The 16,036-nt window shown below is 54.5% G+C and carries 17 protein-coding genes; 6 read left to right on the top strand and 11 right to left on the bottom strand.

Annotated elements, in window-relative coordinates; genetic code table 11:
* Positions 1-377 precede the first annotated feature (377 nt).
* On the top strand, positions 378-1,703 hold the full coding sequence (paeA, locus tag AC4PCC_RS19095) for a polyamine export protein PaeA (protein ID WP_067704106.1): 1,326 nt from the start codon (positions 378-380) through the stop codon (positions 1,701-1,703).
* 156 nt (positions 1,704-1,859) lie between these two features.
* On the opposite strand, the gene AC4PCC_RS19100 is transcribed toward paeA, so the two are convergent.
* Positions 1,860-2,066 carry a DUF1107 domain-containing protein gene (locus tag AC4PCC_RS19100; protein ID WP_067704109.1) on the bottom strand — a complete coding sequence of 69 codons (207 nt, stop codon included), beginning with the start codon at positions 2,064-2,066 and terminating at the stop codon, positions 1,860-1,862.
* A gap of 312 nt (positions 2,067-2,378) precedes the next feature.
* Here AC4PCC_RS19100 and AC4PCC_RS19105 point away from each other — a divergent pair, with 312 nt between their 5' ends.
* Positions 2,379-2,936 (top strand): YtfJ family protein, encoded by a 558-nt coding sequence (locus tag AC4PCC_RS19105; RefSeq protein WP_492125570.1) that lies wholly within the window; start codon positions 2,379-2,381, stop codon positions 2,934-2,936.
* Between the two features lie 89 nt (positions 2,937-3,025).
* Here the strand turns inward: AC4PCC_RS19105 and cysQ are convergent, their stop codons facing one another.
* On the bottom strand, positions 3,026-3,766 hold the full coding sequence (cysQ, locus tag AC4PCC_RS19110) for a 3'(2'),5'-bisphosphate nucleotidase CysQ (protein WP_492125571.1): 741 nt from the start codon (positions 3,764-3,766) through the stop codon (positions 3,026-3,028).
* 246 nt (positions 3,767-4,012) lie between these two features.
* On the opposite strand from cysQ, the gene AC4PCC_RS19115 reads away from it, so the two are divergent.
* Positions 4,013-5,953, top strand: a complete 1,941-nt coding sequence (locus AC4PCC_RS19115) for a bifunctional 2',3'-cyclic-nucleotide 2'-phosphodiesterase/3'-nucleotidase (RefSeq protein WP_492125572.1) — start codon at positions 4,013-4,015, stop codon at positions 5,951-5,953.
* A gap of 119 nt (positions 5,954-6,072) precedes the next feature.
* On the opposite strand, the gene AC4PCC_RS19120 is transcribed toward AC4PCC_RS19115, so the two are convergent.
* Together AC4PCC_RS19120 and bamJ are read right to left on the bottom strand one after the other, a co-directional pair.
* Positions 6,073-6,315: a hypothetical protein gene (locus AC4PCC_RS19120; protein WP_492125573.1), complete on the bottom strand. Its 243-nt coding sequence runs from the start codon at positions 6,313-6,315 to the stop codon at positions 6,073-6,075.
* A 230-nt stretch (positions 6,316-6,545) separates the two neighbouring features.
* Positions 6,546-7,166 carry a BamJ family beta-barrel-assembly machinery protein gene (gene bamJ, locus AC4PCC_RS19125; protein WP_067704123.1) on the bottom strand — a complete coding sequence of 207 codons (621 nt, stop codon included), beginning with the start codon at positions 7,164-7,166 and terminating at the stop codon, positions 6,546-6,548.
* A 299-nt stretch (positions 7,167-7,465) separates the two neighbouring features.
* Between bamJ and AC4PCC_RS19130 the strand changes: the two genes are divergently transcribed.
* On the top strand, positions 7,466-8,026 hold the full coding sequence (locus tag AC4PCC_RS19130) for an OapA family protein (protein WP_492125574.1): 561 nt from the start codon (positions 7,466-7,468) through the stop codon (positions 8,024-8,026).
* A 76-nt stretch (positions 8,027-8,102) separates the two neighbouring features.
* On the opposite strand, the gene rplI is transcribed toward AC4PCC_RS19130, so the two are convergent.
* The 5 genes from rplI to yjfP all read right to left on the bottom strand — a co-directional run bounded on the left by rplI (position 8,103) and on the right by yjfP (position 10,581).
* Positions 8,103-8,555 (bottom strand): 50S ribosomal protein L9, encoded by a 453-nt coding sequence (gene rplI, locus AC4PCC_RS19135; protein ID WP_067704128.1) that lies wholly within the window; start codon positions 8,553-8,555, stop codon positions 8,103-8,105.
* Positions 8,556-8,593: 38 nt separating this feature from the next.
* Positions 8,594-8,821 (bottom strand): 30S ribosomal protein S18, encoded by a 228-nt coding sequence (gene rpsR, locus AC4PCC_RS19140; protein WP_002210155.1) that lies wholly within the window; start codon positions 8,819-8,821, stop codon positions 8,594-8,596.
* A 4-nt stretch (positions 8,822-8,825) separates the two neighbouring features.
* Positions 8,826-9,143, bottom strand: a complete 318-nt coding sequence (gene priB, locus AC4PCC_RS19145; RefSeq protein WP_067704130.1) for a primosomal replication protein N — start codon at positions 9,141-9,143, stop codon at positions 8,826-8,828.
* A 6-nt stretch (positions 9,144-9,149) separates the two neighbouring features.
* The gene (gene rpsF, locus AC4PCC_RS19150) at positions 9,150-9,545 is read right to left on the bottom strand and encodes a 30S ribosomal protein S6 (protein WP_067704133.1); all 396 of its coding nucleotides are present in this window, start codon (positions 9,543-9,545) and stop codon (positions 9,150-9,152) included.
* A 286-nt stretch (positions 9,546-9,831) separates the two neighbouring features.
* The gene (gene yjfP, locus AC4PCC_RS19155; protein ID WP_492125575.1) at positions 9,832-10,581 is read right to left on the bottom strand and encodes an esterase; all 750 of its coding nucleotides are present in this window, start codon (positions 10,579-10,581) and stop codon (positions 9,832-9,834) included.
* Positions 10,582-10,757: 176 nt separating this feature from the next.
* Here yjfP and AC4PCC_RS19160 point away from each other — a divergent pair, with 176 nt between their 5' ends.
* A complete protein-coding gene (locus tag AC4PCC_RS19160; protein ID WP_492125576.1) occupies positions 10,758-12,692 on the top strand; it encodes a methyl-accepting chemotaxis protein in 1,935 nt (644 codons plus the stop codon).
* A gap of 569 nt (positions 12,693-13,261) precedes the next feature.
* Positions 13,262-13,591 (top strand): biofilm peroxide resistance protein BsmA, encoded by a 330-nt coding sequence (gene bsmA / locus AC4PCC_RS19165; RefSeq protein WP_492125577.1) that lies wholly within the window; start codon positions 13,262-13,264, stop codon positions 13,589-13,591.
* Here the strand turns inward: bsmA and AC4PCC_RS19170 are convergent.
* Positions 13,562-15,193: an isovaleryl-CoA dehydrogenase gene (locus AC4PCC_RS19170; protein WP_492125578.1), complete on the bottom strand. Its 1,632-nt coding sequence runs from the start codon at positions 15,191-15,193 to the stop codon at positions 13,562-13,564. The genes bsmA and AC4PCC_RS19170 overlap by 30 nt on opposite strands.
* A gap of 102 nt (positions 15,194-15,295) precedes the next feature.
* Entirely contained in the window at positions 15,296-16,033 is a 738-nt protein-coding gene (rlmB, locus tag AC4PCC_RS19175) for a 23S rRNA (guanosine(2251)-2'-O)-methyltransferase RlmB (protein WP_492125579.1), read from the bottom strand.
* Positions 16,034-16,036 lie beyond the last annotated feature (3 nt).

Here is a 16,036-nt window from a genome sequence, read left to right on the forward strand (position 1 = left end):
TCGTGATCGAATGTAAATCGGACGGCTATGGAAGGGAGATGCTCACCAAAGAAGCGCTCACTTCGTAAAGCTCGCCGTACGGGATCGCGGCAGGGACGAAAGCGGGTCTGTCGAGCGCCGCAATTGTAAGCACTCGCCACCACGGCTATAATCCCCAGCACGGACCGCAATGCGGACCGTCGATACAATTCTGCCCCGGCGTTATTACCCGGTGCAGACATTTTTGGCACGGACAGCCGACCCTGACTGAACGGGATCTCACGTTCGCAGATCCTTATGCGCTGCCCAGGCCAAAAATGACAGGTGATTAACCCAAGGCCAGGTTTCAGGCGCTTCACTCTGATTGCTACTGAATCGTGCCATATTATGGATGTTCTATGTTAGACAGCTTGCTTGTCATCTTACTGCTGATTGCGGTCAGTTCATTTTTCTCTCTTTCAGAAATCTCGCTGGCGGCGGCACGCAAAATCAAACTGAAACTGCTGGCTAACGACGGCAATGTGAATGCCCAGCATGTGCTAAAAATGCAGGAAACCCCGGGGATGTTCTTTACCGTGGTGCAGATTGGGCTGAATGCGGTCGCTATCCTCGGCGGTATCGTCGGTGACTCTGCCTTTTCTCCGGCCTTTCGCTCGCTTTTTCTCCGCATTGTGAGCCCCGAGCGTGCCGAGCAGCTGAGTTTTGTGTGCTCCTTCACCCTGGTGACCAGCCTGTTTATTCTGTTTGCCGATTTGTTCCCTAAGCGTTTGGGCATGATTGCCCCCGAGGTCATTGCCCTCAAAATCATCAACCCAATGCGGCTGTGCCTGTTTATTTTCCGCCCGCTGGTATGGTTCTTTAACGGCGGAGCCAACATTATTTTTCGCCTGTTTAAAATCCCGCTGGTGCGTAAAGACGACATCACCTCTGACGATATTTACGCGGTGGTGGAAGCCGGTGCGCTGGCGGGCGTGCTGCGTAAGCAGGAACATGAACTGATTGAAAACGTGTTCGAACTGGAGTCACGCACCGTTCCCTCGTCGATGACCTCGCGTGAAAATGTGGTGTGGTTTGATCTGCATGAAGACGAAGAGAGCCTGAAGAAAAAAATCGCCAACCATCCCCACTCCAAGTTCCTCGTATGTAATCAGGATATCGACCATATCGTAGGCTATGTGGATTCTAAAGAGCTGCTGCTGCGCGTACTGGGGCACCAGAGCATGGCGCTTAACAGCGGCGTACAGATCCGCTCTGCGCTCATCGTGCCGGATACCCTGACGCTATCGGAAGCGCTGGAAAGTTTTAAGACCGCCGGGGAAGACTTTGCGGTGATTATGAATGAGTATGCGCTGGTGGTGGGGATCATTACCCTCAATGACGTGATGACCACGCTGATGGGCGATCTGGTCGGTCAGGGAATGGAAGAGCAAATTGTTGCCCGCGATGAAAACTCATGGCTGGTCGAGGGCGGTACGCCGATAGATGACGTCATGCGCGTACTGGATATTGACGAGTTTCCTCAGTCTGGCAACTATGAAACCATCGGCGGCTTTATGATGTTTATGCTGCGAAAAATCCCGAAACGTACCGATTTCGTTAAGTTTCACGGCTACAAGTTTGAAGTGGTCGATATTGACAGCTACCGTATCGATCAGCTGCTGGTTACGCGCATCGTTGCGCGCCCACCGACGGCTCCGGTACTGCCTGACGCTGTCGAAGAATAATCAGTCTGTTGGAAATTCAGGTCTGTGTGGAGAGCGGCCTGCTTGAAACGCGGAGCTGCATGGAAGGGATAGTCTGCCGTAAACCTGACCGGTCAGAAACAAGTAAGGCGCGAAATTCGCGCCTTACTTTTTCCCCTCGCGCAGGCGGAGGGAGAATTAGTTAAATTCTGTCTGCATACGCAGGACCTGGCGGTTCACTTCTGACATCACGCTGTAGTGCTGTTTGTCTTTGATACGCGGGAGAAGAATTTTCCCCTTATCGAACTCGAAAGCGCCTACGTCTTTTATATACAGCCTGCCACGAAAGAGAATTTTAACGTATTTAGCAACCTGCAGCGGGTTATATCGCTGAAAGATCTTCATTGTGGTTCAACTCCTGAAAATGATGCTCGCTGCGTCGTGTCCAGGCTTGGTACGAAGCTTTGCAGCGAAAAGTGGATTTACTATAGACCAGGATCGTCTTCCTGAATTCCTAAAATCAAACTTTCTTACTGTTATTACATATCCTGACAGTACGCTCTGTCATATCAACGCGTGCAAAGAGTATAAACCTTCAAAGCGCACGGATTTGTGCAGTGTGTTGCAAAGATGTTATACCAATGCGACATAAGCATCATCTCCGTTTACTATTGCAATAACATGACCATCTGGTCGGATCAGATCCCAGGAGCCTCTATGTCGCCCATTCGCGCGTTTTTGATTCCCATTGCTTTACTGTTCGAGGTGCAGGCAGGCGCGCATGATTTTGTCCTGGGAGCGCGCGTATCACCCATCGGTATTGCGGATAAGGGTGAACTTGTCTACCAGCAGAACAGATTCAGCTACGCGAAATGGAACAGCGCCCACCTGGTGGGGAAAGTGCGCATCATTCAGCACATTGCAGGGCGTTCATCTGCCAAAGAAAAGAATGCGGCACTGATAGAAGCGGTGAAGGCCGCAGGGCTGCCGCACGATCGCTACCAGACCACCACCCTGGTGAATACTGATGATGCTATTCCCGGTACCGGCATGTTTGTCAGCAGCAGCATCGAAAACAATAAAAAACAGTATCCCTGGTCGCAGTTCATCGTTGACGACCGGGGCGTGGCAAAAAAAGCCTGGCAGCTGCAGGATGGGGGGTCTGCCATTATCGTGCTGGATAAAGAGGGGAAAGTGCGCTTCGCAAAGGATGGCGCACTGACTCAGGATGAGGTGAAACAGGTGCTCGCGCTGGTGCGTCTTTTAGTCGGATAGCCAGAGGGTCAGCTATCCGAACAGTCGGGCAAGTGAAGCGTCGCGGCGCTGCCAGTCCGGACAGCAGGCAAGCCGCCTCGCCCAGGCGGTCAGAATATTGATACGCGAAAGCCGGGATTGAGAAAAGATTCGCGTGGGGCATAATCGAGCGTACGGCCCTGCCAGTCATGGACATGCGCCCCGGCAGCTACCGCGACGGCATGGCCCGCCCCCGTATCCCAGATATTCGTCGGCCCAAAGCGGGGGTAAAGCTGTGCTTTCCCTTCTGCCACCAGGCAAAACTTAAGCGACGAGCCAATGGCGATGGTCTGGTGCTCGCCCAGCTGGCTCAAATAGTCCTCAAGTTCGGTATCGCTGTGCGAACGGCTGACAACGACCAGCGGCGGCCGCGCCTCGCGCACCTGAATCTGCTCCCGGTGGCCGCCCTCTTCCTTCCAGGCTTTCCCCTCTGCTGCCGAGTACATCACGCCCAACACTGGTGCATAAACCACGCCCATAACCGGCCTGCCGTTCTCAATAAGGGCGATGTTTACGGTGAATTCGCCGTTGCGCTTGATGAACTCTTTCGTCCCATCCAGCGGATCAACCAGCCAGTAGCGCTGCCAGGCCTGACGGACATCCCAGGCAGGAGGATCTTCCTCAGAGAGTACCGGGATCTCCGGTGATAATGCTGAAAGCCCGGCGAAGATCACCCGGTGTGCGGCGATATCCGCAGCCGTGACGGGCGAGTCGTCCTGCTTATGAGAAATATCAAGCGGTGCCTGCCCATCATAGACCCGCATAATGGCGTCTCCCGCTTCCCGCGACAGCTGGCAAATTTTCTCTAACATGCTTCACCTCTTGATTTGCGTCTTATTTCCGGTATCAAAAGCATACTTTATTATTCATCTCAGAACCTGCGGTTTATGGTCGTTTCCTCCCTTAAGAGGAATAAAATCCGATTACCGCACTGTCATAAGACGTAAATATTTGTGTGAGATCACATATCTGTGAGACACCAGGTAACATTCTTTTTAAAAGCTGAGATGTTGATAGCCGAAAAACAGAGGGTATCGGCAATAAACAAGGAGAGAACGATGATAAAACCCTGCCTGACGCTGGCGGCACTGCTGGTCAGCACCACCATCCATGCGGCAACGGTAGATTTCCGCCTGCTGGAGACGACCGATCTGCACAGCAATATGATGGATTTTGATTACTACAAAGATACGCCAACTGAAAAATTTGGTCTGGTACGTACCGCGACGCTTATTAAGGCCGCACGAAAGGAGGCGACCAATAGCGTACTGGTTGATAACGGTGACATTATCCAGGGTAGCCCGCTGGGCGACTATATTGCCGCCAGAGGGCTAAAACAGCGGGAGGTGCACCCGGTATATAAAGCGATGAACCAGCTGGATTATACCGTGGGTAACCTGGGTAACCATGAATTTAACTATGGACTCGATTATCTTCATAAAGCGATCGACGGCGCCCGGTTCCCCTATATCAACGCCAATATTATCGATCTCAAAACCAGTAAGCCCCTGTTCACGCCCTGGCTTATCAAAGAGATACAGGTGACCGATCGGGAAGGGAAATCCCACCCGTTGAAAGTCGGCTACATTGGCTTTGTCCCGCCACAGATCATGGTGTGGGATAAAACCAATCTTAGCGGCAAAATTAAAGTGGATGATATTACCGAAACGGCCAGGAAATGGGTGCCCATCATGCGTGCGCAGGGCGCTGATATCATTGTCGCCATCCCCCACTCCGGCCTGTCCGGCGATCCTTATAAAGCGATGGCAGAAAACTCCGCCTACTATCTGAGCCAGGTGCCCGGTATTAATGCCATCCTTTTCGGACACGCTCACGCCGTCTTCCCCGGAAAAGATTTCGCGACCATCAAGGGGGCTGATATCAGCAAAGGTACGCTGAATGGTGTTCCGGCCGTGATGCCGGGCATGTGGGGCGATCATCTCGGCGTCGTGGATCTGGTGTTAAACAACGATTCGGGACGCTGGCAGGTTAGCGAAGCAAAAGCTGAAGCGCGCCCGGTATATGACAATACCTCAAAGACATCCCTGGCGGCCGAAGATACGTCGCTGGTGAAGGTGCTGGAGGAGGAACATAAGGCCACCCGCGCTTTCGTTGGCAAACCGGTGGGTAAATCAGCCGATGTGATGTACAGCTACCTGTCGCTGGTGCAGGACGACCCGACCGTCCAGATCGTTAATAACGCTCAGCGCGATTATGTGCAGCACTTTATCCAGGGCGACCCGGATCTGGCCAACCTGCCGGTGCTGTCGGCAGCAGCCCCCTTTAAAGCGGGTGGGCGTAAAAACGATCCCAGCAGCTATGTCACCGTCGAGAAGGGTGAACTGACCTTTCGTAACGCCGCCGATCTCTATCTTTACCCCAATACGCTGGTAGTGATGAAAGTGAGTGGCGCAGAGGTAAAAGAGTGGCTGGAGTGCTCAGCAGGCCAGTTTAACCAGATTGATATACACAGCAGCCAGCCACAGTCGCTGATTAACTGGAATTTCCGCACCTATAATTTTGATGTGATTGACGGAGTGGACTACCGCATCGACGTTACCCAGCCTGCCCGTTATGACGCCGAGTGCCAGCTGATTAATGATAAAGCCTCGCGCATTCAGCATCTGACCTGGCAGGGCAAGCCTGTCGATCCTAAAGCCACTTTCCTGGTGGCGACCAATAACTATCGGGCCTACAGCGGGAAATTTGCCGGTACGGGTGAGTCACATATCGCCTTTGCATCACCGGATGAAAACCGTAGCGTGCTCGCCGCCTGGATCCGCGCGCAAACTAACGCGCAGGGGGAAGTTAAACCCCAGGCGGATAATAACTGGAAGCTGGCTACGATTAAGAGTTCAACGCCCTTAGATATTCGTTTTGAGACATCACCCGATGAAAAGGCCAGGCAGTTTATTCAGCAGCATGCCCAGTATCCTGTTGAGTTAAAAGGAACGGACGAAACTGGCTTCGCTATCTATCAAATAAATTTGCAAGAATAGTGCGGGGTGTAAAATAATTTCGATAAAATGAAACGTCCTGAACGGGCGGGTAAATAGATAAATGAAAGCCAGCCCTAATTAACCTATCAGGGCTGGCCTTTATTTCGACAGTAATTAACTTAGTTTGTGGTTTTCCCCTTAGCCCACTCTACGATACCGCGAATACCCTGACTCATATTTTGTACCGCACCGATCACATTCAGCTCAAAAATACAGCCAATACCCTTACCCAGCATACCTGCGGCATCGGTCACAGCTGAACTGACTGCGGAGCCTATAGCTTTACCCAGCGCTTCGCCAATACGATCAAAGATCAGACCACCGGATACGGCAGAGACTTCATTTTTATTTAGTTCACGCATTATTTATCTCCCATAATATTTATAATCCCCAACCATTGGGGCAGGAGGGATAATAACTACAGCAATGTTAATGAGTCAATCGTATATAAGCGACAAGGAGAAGCGTTCATGGTAAATAGAATATTATCTAAAGAAAATGGCCAGAGTAAACCCATTTTAAGGCGATAAAAAAGAGAGGATGAGGTGATCATTCTCTCTTTTTCTATTATCGACTGGACAAAATACGTGGATTACAGAATTTCTAACAGCTCCACTTCAAATACCAGCGTACTGAGTGGCGGGATGGTTGCACCGGCACCACGTTCGCCGTAGGCCAGGTTCTGAGGGATAACCAGCTGCCATTTAGAACCAACCGGCATCAGCGTAAGCGCTTCGATCCAGCCGGGAATAACGCCGCTGACCGGGAACTCAGCCGGCTCGCCGCGCTGTACGGAGCTGTCAAATACGGTGCCGTCAATCAGCTTACCGGTGTAGTGCACACGGACGCGATCCTGACGGGAAGGGATCGCGCCTTCACCCTGGGTCAGCACGCTGAATTGCAGGCCGGATTCGGTGGTACTTACCCCTTCACGCTGAGCATTTTCTTCGAGGAATTTTTGCCCCTCAGCCGCCATCGCCTGCTGACGTTCAGTCCGAACGGCATCGGCACGTTCATGAACTTCACGCAGCGCACGGTGAACAACATCAACAGGTACAGCCGGGGCATTCCCTTCCAGCGCGTCGCGCAGACCAGCCAGCAGGGCTTCTGGCTGCAGGCCCTGTAGTCCGGACTCCAGCAGCTGCTGGCCAACCTGTAAACCAATACCGTAGCTTGCTTGCGCTTCTACGCTGTCAAAAGAAGGGGTTGTCATGGAATTTCCTTTCATCATTGATAAAACAGAAGACGAAGCATAACAGCCAGTACTACCGCCGTAAAACCCCATCTTCTTAAGGTGACTTTTGCCGTTGAAAAGGAAACAATGCTTTGATCCCAATGACGGAATAAACTCCGCACGCACAACGCGTTATCAGCTATATTTGAGTCGAGGTTAACATGGGTTATTCTGCCCGCAGGCAAGGGAAAAGCCAGCCGCTTTCACTAAACGGTCTTGTCAACCGGATAGCCAGAAGCTCACTATTTGCGCGACATTCGCGCCAGGAGGCCGACGCCATGCCGAAAGCGTCTTCAGGAACACGATTACCCCATTTTTTCAGCCAGCTGTGGCATCTGCCGGATTCCGTACGCTGGATGGATCCGCTCCCTCCCTTCCATCGCCGCGGCATTATTGTTGTCATCGCGGTAGTGCTGCTGGCGTTTCTTTGGCCATCCCCCACGCCGGAGCCACAGCAGCGTCCGGTAAATACCGGCAGTACGGGCGGCACCGATCTGCCGCTACAGGCAGAAATCACAGACAGGCCAGCCCAAAGCTCCCCTGCTGCCCAGCAACCGGTCGCCTCGCCAGACTCACAGGGGCAGTGGCGCAGCTATCAGATTGCTTCAGGCCAGACGCTGGCGCAGCTTTTCCGCGATAATAATCTGCCGGTTAACGACGTATTCGCGATGGCGCAGGTGGAAGGAAACGATAAGCCGCTGAGTAACCTACAGACAGGGCAAACGGTGAAGATTCGGCTGAATACGCAGGGCGTGATCACCGGGCTGACCGCCGACGGCAGCAGCGGACAGGTGCTGTTTACCCGCCAGCCGGACGGCACATTTCTGCGCGCACAGTAGTAGTCTGGTTGGCTGAATAAAAGGCAAAAAAAAACGCCGGCACAGGGCCGGCGTTTTTATTCGCTACTTAAACCAATCAGGCTTGAGCAACGATGTTAACAACCAGTTTAGCGACAACTTCGCTGTGAACAGCGAAATGCACTTCGTGGTCGCCAGTGGTACGCAGAACGCCGTTCGGCAGGCGAACTTCGCTCTTGTTCACTTCAACGCCAGCTGCAGTAACAGCGTCAGCGATGTCGCGAGCACCCACAGAACCAAACAGTTTACCTTCGTCGCCTGCTTTAGACGCGAGGGTAACGGTGCCCAGTGCGTTGATTTTCTCAGCGCGTGCATTAGCTGCGGTCAGAACGTCAGCCATTTTGGCTTCCAGTTCTGCGCGGCGAGCTTCGAAAAACTCTACGTTTTTCTTAGTCGCTGGAACAGCTTTGCCCTGTGGAACCAGGAAGTTACGAGCGTAGCCCGCTTTAACATTAACCTGATCGCCCAGGGTGCCCAGGTTTGCTACTTTATCAAGCAGAATAACTTGCATTACCTTATCCTCTTAAAGTCGTTATAGACGATTGCCGATTACTGATGACGATCGGTATATGGCAACAGGGACAGGTAGCGAGCACGCTTGATGCAGCGAGCCAGCTGACGCTGGTATTTTGCGCGAGTACCGGTGATACGGCTCGGGACAATTTTACCACTTTCGGTAATGTAGTTTTTCAGCGTAGCGATATCTTTGTAATCAATCTCTACAACGCCTTCCGCGGTGAAACGGCAGAACTTGCGACGACGGAAATAACGTGCCATTAGGCTAGTCTCCAGAATCTATCAATTCAATCTGCTCGGCATGCAGCACCGTTTTGTTCAGTCCATTACGCCCTTGATGGCAGCTAATGAAACCTGAAACGGTGATATGCGTACCGACCGTTATACTTTGAGTAATGGCCTGATGGGCTTTGCCGCTGATTACCACCGGCATACGACACCAGGCTTGCCGGGTAAAACCGGCTTCCACCTGCTCTGAACGGTGCTCAAGCACGAACTGGCAGTGTGGAATACCTGACGGGCTGACTTTTCGCATCGGCGTCTTGCACACGGTGCCAGACAGCGTCAGCTGATTAGCCGTCATGGTTGATTACTCTTCAGAATCCCCAGCATCAGCATCATCAGAGGTTTCGTTAGCAAAATCTTCACGACGCTCGCGGCGCTCGTCTTTCGCTTTAACCATCGGAGAAGCTTCAGTTACCGCGTGCTTAACGCGCATAACCATGCTGCGGATAACGGCGTCGTTGAAGCGGAAGTTAGTTTCCAGCTCATCGATCGCTTCCTGCGGCGCTTCCACGTTCAGCAGAACGTAGTGAGCTTTATGCAGTTTGTTGATCGGATAAGCCAGCTGACGACGGCCCCAGTCTTCCAGACGGTGGATCGTGCCTTCTGCACCAGTGATAGCACCGGTGTAACGCTCGATCATGCCAGGAACCTGTTCGCTTTGGTCAGGGTGAACCATAAATACGATTTCGTAATGACGCATCGAATTTGCTCCTTACGGATTATTCAGCCTCCTGTCAGGGTCAGCCGCGGCCCATGGAAGCAAGGAACGTGTATGTGTGTGCGGCCGAAAAATTGACGCGTAATCATACTGGCGGCCCGCGAAAAACTCAAGGCAAAGTCGCCGCGGACGCCACTTATTTTCAGGGGCGGGGGAGTTTTCGTAGGATAAAGGCCACCAGCGGTTAAATTACCTGCGGTGAGGCGATAAAAAAGGCGTCGGTCGCCGGCGAATGCCCCCCTCCGTGGATGCGGCAACCCCGTGTAACTTACAAATGACTACGGAAAAATGCCACGGTCTCCGTCAGCGCCAGTGGCGTGATGCGATGACCGACGCCCTGCTCAATAATAAATGTCAGATGACAGTCTATTTTTGCTTCGCGCAGCGCGCTGGCCAGCCTGACGCTTTCAGCAACAGGCACCAGATCGTCAGCTTCACCGTGCCATACCAGCAGCGGTCTGTCGGCGACTTTTTCTAACTGGTGGCTGACATCACAGGCGGCCAGCGGGGCCATTCGCGCCTCAACTTCGCTTTTCTGCCACTCAGTATCGGCCACCAGCGGGGGAAACAGATGGTGAGACAGTGACATAAAATAGCCCGACCCCATCAGGCAGGCGACGCAGGAGAGATGCGGGTAGCGCGTCATGGCTCCGATCGCCGTCATTCCGCCCATTGACGCTCCCGCCACGGCAAAGCGATCTTTTTCAATCAGCCCCTGTTCGCGCAGCGCCGTTTCCAGCGCGGGCAGTTCATCAATGTTCGTTTTCAAAATATCCCAAAAATGGCCCAGCCGCGCCTGCGCGTCACCATCATAACGCGCGCCGTGTTGACAGGCATCGGGCATCACTACGCGAAAACCCGCCTGCGCCAGCGCGACGGCAAAGTACGCGTACACCTCTTTAGAAGAGGTAAAGCCATGATAAAAAACCACGGTGGGTAACGGCTGCTTCTGCTGGCCTGAGGGGGTCGCATGCAGGCAGTCGATGCCGGCGAAGGTGTCAGTACTGAGTTCAATCATAAGCTATCCCGTTACCTTAAGACGGCTCGGCAGGCGCAAAACGCCCCTGGCGTCGCGGCGAGAAGAAAGTGATTTAGTCAGTATGCCTGCTTATATCATTAAATAATAAATATTAAATATTGATTAAGGTTTGCCGTTAACCGTTGTAACACCCTTATACATCAACAGGCTAAACCATGATCCTTTTTTCATTGCGCCGCTGGAGCCTTGGCGCAAAATTATCAGTAATGGCATCACTCACCGTCACCCTACTTTTTCTTGCCCTGACGCTTTCCCTGACGCATAACGCTTCCCGTCAAATAGAGAATCTGACATTAGAGAATATGGAAAACCAGGTGAGCGGTATGGGAGATATGGCGACCATGTTTAAAGGAACGCTGACTGAAGAAGTCGCTAACTACAGCGCCCTGTTTCAAAACTATCTGCCAAAGCGCTTTTCGCGGGATGAAAATCAGCGGGTAACCATTGGCAACGAACAGGCTCCAACTCTGCGGGCCGGCGTAAAGACGCTAAATCTGGACCAGGGGCTGGTCGACGACTTTCAGCAGCGAACCGGGGCTATTTCTACGATTTTTGTTCGTACGGGTGACGATTTTCTGCGCATTTCCACTTCGCTGCGTAAGGAAGATGGCGAACGTGCCATGGGTACACGGCTCGACCACAGCAGCCCGGCCTGGAAGCAGGCGCTACAGGGGGGATCCTATGAAGGCGTCAGCATCCTGTTTGGTAAACGCTATATTACGCAGTATCAGCCCGTCAGAGACACCGATGGCACGGTCATCGGCATACTTTTCGTCGGGGTGGAGATCACCAAACCCTTTGCGCTGATGCGCAATAAAGTACTGGGTAAAAAATTGGGGGAAAGTGGACACTTCTACGTTTTGAACAGCGCCGAAGGAAAAAGTCAGGGCCAGTTTCTCTTTCACCCCACGCTGGAAGGCAAACGCCCGGCGTGGAGTGAGGCACTACAAAAACAGCTGCTAAGCCAGACCAGCGGCAGTGCAGAGTTCACCTCTGAGGATGGGAAAACGCGGATGATAACCTGGCAGAGACTGCCGGGCTGGAACTGGGTCATTATTGGCGAGGTGGATAAGAGCCTGATGCTGGCCCCCATCGATCACACCCGTAATCTGTTTTTACTGATTGGTGCGACGCTGGTGCTGCTGTTTACCCTGTGCTTTTTGCTTATTACCCGTCGCTGGCTCAGCAAACCGCTAAAGCAGGTTATTGATCTGGCGCGCCACTATGCGGGGGGCAATCTGCGGGCTACGCTGGAGACAAACCGCGATGATGAGGTAGGGCAGCTGATTAACGCCATTAACGGCATCGGTAACGGGCTGGATCGCATTGTATCCCAGGTGCGTGAGGCGGCGCAGGAGATCAGTACCAGCAGCGATGCTATCGCCGTTAGCGGCGAAAATATTAGCGAACAGATTTCACGCCAGGCCAGCAGCGTCGAGGAGACCTCGGCCAGTCTGGAGCAGCTGAGTGCTACCGTGGCGCAAAACTCCGCTAACGTTTCGCAGGCACTGACGCTGGTGGGCGAGACCACGCATGTCATCAGTAAGGGGGGCGATACCGTTTCGCGTTCGGTGGTGACCATGACTGAGATTAACAGCGCGTCGCAGAGTATTTCCGCGATAACTCACGTCATTGAGTCTATTGCTTTCCAGACCAATATTCTGGCGCTGAATGCAGCCGTTGAAGCGGCCCGCGCCGGTGAGCACGGTAAGGGTTTTGCCGTAGTTGCCGCGGAGGTCCGGGCGCTGGCCCAGCGCAGCGCGCAGGCGGCAAAAGAAATTGACGGCCTTATTGATAGCTCTCTGAATAAAATCGTTCAGGGGCACGCGCTGTCTGAACAGACCCGTGGGGCGATGGAGGAGATTATCGATCGCATTGGTCAGGTTAATGTGCTGATGGGTGAGATTGACGTCGCGTCCAGGGAGCAGGCGCTGGGGATAGGTCAGGTGAATCTGGCCATGAATCAGATTGGGCAGGCAACGCAGCAGAATAGCGATTTGGTGACCACTTCCGGGCAAACAACTCAGGATTTGAGTCGTAAGGGGCATGCTTTGAACAATTTAGTCAGCGTGTTTACCGTAAGGACGTAGTCTGACCGGCCGCTGGGGGGCCCGGCGCTGCACAGGACTGGGGTGTCGCCAAGGAGTGGGGGCCGGTGCTGCACAGGTATGGGATGTCGCCTATGGGTGGGGCCCGGTGCTGCAAAAGCTGGAGGTGTCGCCTACGTGTGGTCCCTTTGCATGGTGCTGGCTGTGGGTTGAAGCAACTCCGAAGCCCGAGAGGTGGACAATCCCTGCGATTGACGGGCAATCCGCAGCGCTGCGGCGCAGACGGAGGGCCAGGCGAGGGCAGCAGGGATGCTGCACTCAGGGAGCGGCGGGCAGGACGCCCGCTCGCGACCGGGCCGCCCGGCCTGGCGTCGGAGCCAAAGGCACCAGGCAGAGCCTGGCGTGAGGACGCCCGGCAACCGCTGGGATTGCCCACCGGGATCGCAGGTATTACAGCCGGAACATCAGACTCACGCTACATTCCCTGACCAGGACAGCAGAGTTAAACCTGATCGCAATACCACGAACCAGGTCAGCAAATTGACTCTCTAAACCCAAAAAAAGCGGGTTAACGTATACACTGAGTAATATCCCACCTGTGAGAACTTACTATGCGTCGGTTAACCGTCCTGCTCGCCTCCCTGCTGCTGACCAGCTGCGCAATCTTTCAAACCGCTCCAGAATCGCCGCCGGCTGCAACGGCGCACGCGCAGGAAATTACCCGCGCCCAGACTACAACGTTAACGCGGCTGGGCACCGTCAGCGTCCAGGAACGGGGTTCACCCGATGACGCCGAGCGGGCCATCGCCGTGAAAGCAAACCAGGCGGGTGCCGCCTATTATGTTATTCAGCTGGTTAGCGAAACGGTAATGCCGGGAATATGGTACTCCACGGCCATCTTATATGGCCCCTCAGCGTCTGCCCGCGGCGCGCAGCAATAATCGCTGACAGACAGCTTCTGGCAGGATTGCTCTACCACGCGGATCCAACATCTGGCGGCACCAGGCGTCCGCCAGCAAAGGCTCAAACTGACTTATCACCTGTACGGCGCTGGTAAGCGTAAAAAGTTCTTCACATAACAGCCGCGCCTCTGCTGCCTGTGGCGCACGAAGCCGCAGTTTCAGCTGCTGCCAGCGGCGATCGAAATGCCTGTTCTGCCCCCTGACCGCATCAAACTCAGCGGTGAGCAACGCAATACTCTTTGGCTGCTTCGCCAGCACCCGCAGAACGTCCAGACACATCACGTTACCTGCACCTTCCCAGATACTGTTAACCGGCATTTCACGATAAAGCCGGGGCAGCTCGCTCTCCTCGCAATAGCCAATACCGCCGGTCACCTCCATCGCCTCCGCCACAAAGCGTATACCGCGCTGACAGATAACGTATTTCGCCGCCGGGGTTAACAGTCGGCTAAAGGCGCGAGCGCCCTCCTCTTCACCCTGTGACCAGGCCCGTGCCAGACGAAACAGCATCGCCGTCTGCCCCTCAAGCGTCAGCGCCTGGGTACTCAACACCTGACGCATCAGCGGCTGATCGGCCAGATTTTTACCCATCACCTGTCGCTGCTGTGCGTGGTGCAGCGCTATCGAAAAGGCACGACGCATCATGCTATGGCTGCCCAGCGCGCAGTCAAAGCGCGTCCGCCCGCCCATTTTAAGGATGATTCTCACCCCCTGGCCCTCTTCCCCGATAAGCCAGCCGCTGGCAGCGAAAAATTCGACCTCGCTACTGGCATTTGAGCGGTTTCCCAGCTTCTCTTTAAGCCGCTGAATCTGCACCGCGTTCCTCTCCCCACCGGGCAGCAAACGGGGGAGAAAGAAGCAGGAAAGTCCGCCTTTTGCCTGCGCCAGCACTAAATGCGCATCGCTTTGCGGCACTGAAAAGAACCACTTATGGCCGGTCAGCCGGTAGCGTTCGCCGCTGCCCCGCGAGGCTACCGGCTCAGCGCGAGTGGTGTTACTCATGACGTCCGTGCCCCCCTGCTTCTCCGTCATTCCCATCCCAATCAGCAGGCCGCGCTTCTGCGCGCCATCCTGCAATTGAGGATCGTACGCGTCCGAAAGCAGGCCTGGCAGCCAGGACCGAAAAGCCACGGGGAGCTGCGCCTGCAGCAGCGGGATCGCGCCGAAGGTCATCGTTACCGGACAAAGCGTTCCGGCTTCAACCTGCGCGTGCAGAATAAAGCGGGCCGTCCGCGCCACAAAGGCCGAAGGGGAGGCATCGGCCAGCCAGGGAAGGTTATGTACCCGGCTCGTACACAGCCCCTGCATCAGTTGGTGCCAGGCGGAATGAAATCGGACGTCGTCCAGCCGTTCGCCGCGTGGCGAATAGGCAAGCAGTTCAGGAGGATGGCTATTGGCCAGGCGCGCGAGTTCCAATGCGTCCGCGCTGCCCAACTGCTGGCCAAGGGCGGTTAGAAAATCACTGTCCCACCCTGCCCCCTCGCGGACCAGCGCCTCGCGCAGCGGCGTGTCGGAAAGAAACAGATTGCTGTTAATCAGCGGATCGGGCTGATTGAATACGGTATGGGTTTTCCAGTCCATCACGGCACCTTTGTCATCAACGCTCACGTCAGTATGAGAGACGGACAAAAATGCAGGAGAAAGGGGAGTGAATTTCGGGGCGCAGGTCACGCCCCGGAAGGATTATTTACTGCGGCGCTGACGCACGGCCTCAAACAGGCAGACACCCGTGGCGACCGAGACGTTCAGCGAAGAGACGCTTCCGGACATGGGAATGCGGATCAGCTCATCACAGTGCTCGCGGGTCAGACGGCGCATACCTTCGCCTTCCGCACCCATCACCAGCGCCATCGGACCGGTCATTTTGCTCTGGAAAAGATCGTGATCGGCTTCACCTGCCGTGCCAACAATCCAGACGTTAGCCTCCTGTAGCATACGCATGGTACGCGCCAGGTTGGTCACGCGGATCAGGGGAACATGCTCCGCCGCGCCGCTGGCCACTTTTTTTGCCGTGGCATTCAACTGCGCTGAACGGTCGCGGGGGACAATAACCGCATGTACGCCTGCCGCATCGGCGCTGCGCAGGCAGGCACCGAGGTTATGCGGATCGGTAACGCCATCGAGGATCAGCAGGAAAGGGGAATCCAGCTTTTCCAGCAGCGCGGGAATATCATTTTCCTGATACTGACGGCCCGGCTTAACCCGCGCAACAATACCCTGATGCACCCCGCCTTCTACCTGGCTGTCCAGCCACTGGCGGTTGGCAACCTGTATAACAATCCCCTGCGCTTCCAGGCCGTGAATCAGCGGCTGTAGACGACGATCGTCGCGCCCTTTAAGAATAAAGACTTCCTGAAAGCGCTGCGGATCGCTTTCCAGCAGCGCCTGCACGGCGTGGATACCAAAAACAATTTCACTCATTAA

The sequence above is a fragment of the Erwinia sp. L03-1 genome, from assembly GCF_058686115.1.